This is a genomic window from Simplicispira sp., from assembly GCF_028687295.1.
GTDB lineage: Bacteria > Pseudomonadota > Gammaproteobacteria > Burkholderiales > Burkholderiaceae_C > Simplicispira > Simplicispira metamorpha.
In genome coordinates this window covers 1-2,828 of sequence record NZ_JAQUAL010000231.1, presented here as the reverse complement: position 1 = coordinate 2,828, position 2,828 = coordinate 1, and the positions used below count along the sequence as shown (strand labels likewise).

The 2,828-nt window shown below is 66.9% G+C and carries 4 protein-coding genes; all 4 read right to left on the bottom strand.

All coding sequences use genetic code 11. The annotated features are described in order from the left end of the window. Positions 1-923, bottom strand: a 923-nt coding sequence (locus tag PHX69_RS15995) for an acetyl-CoA C-acyltransferase (protein ID WP_288045126.1), incomplete at its 3' end; no start/stop codon positions are given. 9 nt (positions 924-932) lie between these two features. After that, complete coding sequence (locus PHX69_RS15990; protein ID WP_288045123.1) at positions 933-1,400, bottom strand: MaoC family dehydratase; 468 nt, start codon at positions 1,398-1,400, stop codon at positions 933-935. 2 nt (positions 1,401-1,402) lie between these two features. Further along, positions 1,403-2,188 carry an SDR family oxidoreductase gene (locus tag PHX69_RS15985; RefSeq protein ID WP_288045121.1) on the bottom strand — a complete coding sequence of 262 codons (786 nt, stop codon included), beginning with the start codon at positions 2,186-2,188 and terminating at the stop codon, positions 1,403-1,405. A gap of 144 nt (positions 2,189-2,332) precedes the next feature. After that, positions 2,333-2,828, bottom strand: a 496-nt coding sequence (locus tag PHX69_RS15980) for an acyl-CoA dehydrogenase family protein (RefSeq protein WP_288045118.1), incomplete at its 5' end; no start/stop codon positions are given.

Sequence of the window (2,828 nt, the reverse complement as noted above, 5' to 3'; positions counted from 1 at the left end):
TTGGGGATGGCAAACACCGGGCCGATGCCCATCTCGTCGGCGCCGCAGCCCGCCACGGCCACGCCGCGGTAGATGCCCAGGGGCGTGAGGCCCCGGCGCTGCGCTTGGGCCGCGCTCATCAGCACCGAGGCCGAGGCGCCATCGGACAACTGCGAGGCGTTGCCAGCGGTGATGAACTCACCCTCGGGCACCCACTGGCCGTTCTTCCAGACGGGTTTGAGCTTGGTCAGGCTCTCCAGCGTGGTGTCGGCACGGTTGCCTTCATCCTGGGTGAGCGTCACGGCCTCGTTGCCGGTGACGTTGCCTTCCTTGTCGAACAGTTGCTTGGTGGTGGCCAGCGGCACGATTTCTTCGGCGAACAGGCCCGCCTGCTGGGCGGCGGCGGTGCGCTGCTGGCTGCGCAGCGAATATTCATCCTGTGCGGCGCGCGAGATGCCGTAGCGGCGGCTGACGATTTCCGCCGTCTCGATCATCTGGATGTAGGCCGTGGGCATGGCCTCCAGCACCGATTTGGACTGCGCGCGGTAGCTGTTCTTGTGCTTGTTCTGCACCAGCGTGATGGATTCCAGGCCACCGGCCACGGCAATGTCCATCTCGCCGGTCATGATGCCCTTGGCGGCGGTGGCAATCGCCATCAGGCCCGAGGCGCACATGCGGTCAATGGCCATGCCGCCCACGCTGTCGGGCAGACCGGCGGTGTAGGCGCACAGGCGGCCCAGGTTGTAGCCCTGGTTGCCCTGCTGGGCGGCGATGCCCAAAATCACGTCGTCCACCTCGTGCCCGGCCACGCCGGCCTTGGCCAGCGCGGCGCGGATCACATGGCCGCCCAGCACCGGCGCCTCGGTGTCGTTGAAGGCCCCCCGGTACGCTTTGCCAATGGGGGTGCGGGCGGTGGAGACGATGACGGCTTCTTGCGGGTTCATGGATTTCTCTCAATCAAAATACAGGCGGCTGATGGTGTCCACCACGCAGCCGGGTTTGTCGGTGCCTTCAATCTCGACGCTGATGCGCACGGTGATCTGCACGCCGTCGCCTTTGACGGGCTCGGCAGCCACCACTTCGCCGCGCCCGCGAATGCGCGCGCCGACCTTGACCGGCGCCGGAAAACGCACCTTGTCGCAGCCGTAGTTCACGCCCATCTTCAGCCGCTCATAGCGCACCAGCTGCGGCAAAAACAGGTTGGCCAGCGACAGCGTCAGGTAGCCATGCGCCACACAGGCGCCAAACGGGCCCGCCCGGGCGCGCTCGGGGTCGACATGGATCCACTGGTGGTCGCCCGTGGCGTCGGCAAAGGTGTTGATGCGCTCTTGCGTGACGGTGATCCATTCGGTAGGCCCCAGGGCCTGCCCCACGGACGCCAGCACGGCAGCGGTCGAGTCCAGACAGAGTTGCTCGGCCATGCTCAAGCCCGCTGGGAGCTGACCGACACCACTTCGCCGGTCATGTAAGACGAGTAATCGCTGGCCAGGAAAATCATCACGTTGGCGACTTCCCAGGGTTCGGCGCCCCGGCCAAAGGCTTCCTTGGCCGACAGCTCGCTCAGCAGCTCTTCGGAGGCCGATTTCTTCAAAAAGGCGTGGATGGCAATCGAGGGTGCCACGGCATTGATGCGGATGCCGAACTCGGCGGCCTCCATGGCGGCGCAGCGCGTCAGCGCCATCACACCGGCCTTGGCGGCGGCGTAGTGCGCCTGCTCGACCTGGGCGCGCCAGCCCAGCACCGAGGCGTTGTTGATGATGACGCCCTGGCCGCGCGGCTGCATCACCTTGAGGGCCGCGCGCATGACGCGGAAGGTGCCGGTCAGCGTCACGTCAATGACCTTGTGCCACTCGGCATCTTCCATGTCCACCACGCGGCGGCTGGTGCCCAACCCGGCGTTGTTGATCAGCACGTCGATGCCGCCCAGTTGCTCCTGGGCCGCACGGATAAGCGACTGCACCTGGCTCTCCTGGCTGACGTCGCACAGGTGGCCATAGACCTCCTGCAACCCAGTCTCCTGGCGGATGGCCTCGACGGCCTCGCTCAGGCGGCGCTCGTGCACATCGGAAATCAGGAGGGCGCGGCAGCCTTCTTCAGCGGCGCGCTTGGCGGCGGCAAAGCCGATGCCAGCACCGGCAGCAGCAGTCACCAGCACGGATTTGCCACGCATCAGGCCGTGGGCGGGAACATATTCGGGAGCAGGCTTCATGGGTCAAACATCCATCGCAGTTGATGGATGCCATGGTGCTTTCAGCCCCCACAGCGCACATCGTCTGCTTGGACGATAGAGGGTGCCAGCCCTGCACCCAGCGCACTGGCGGTGCTCCCGCACACCGCCCTGGGCGAGCCCCGGTCAGCGCGGCATTTGCAGCGCGCGCTCGGCCATCAGGTTGAGCTGTATTTCATTGCTGCCCGCGTAGATGGTGTCGGCACGGCTGACCAGCCAAAGCCGCTGCAGCGTCTGGTGCAACGGGTCATTGCTGGCGATGTCGCCGTCTGCGCCCAGCACGTCCATGGCCAACTCGCCCAGCGTGCGGCGCCAGTTAGACCAAGCGTATTTGCTGATGCTGGACGCGCGTGCCGGTGCGTCATCGCCCGAGGTTCGTAGCGCGTGGCTGCGCAGCGTCTGCAAGCCCAACGCGGCGTGGGCGATGCGCTGGCGCAGCAGCGGGTCGCGGGCGGCGCCGTTGCGCCGGGCCACTTCCATCACCTGCTCCAGCTCGCTCTGGAAGTGGGCCTGCTGCCCCAGCGTCGAAGCACCGCGCTCGCAGCCCAGCAGGTACATGGCCACCGTCCAGCCCTGCCCCGGCGCGCCCAGGTGCAACGCGCCTTCGGTGCGGGCGCCGTCA

Coding starts and splice junctions, on each gene's coding strand:
- PHX69_RS15990 (WP_288045123.1), bottom strand. CDS start 1,400: ATGGCCGAGCAACTCTGTCTGGACTCGACCGCTGCCGTGCTGGCGTCC.
- PHX69_RS15985 (WP_288045121.1), bottom strand. CDS start 2,188: ATGAAGCCTGCTCCCGAATATGTTCCCGCCCACGGCCTGATGCGTGGC.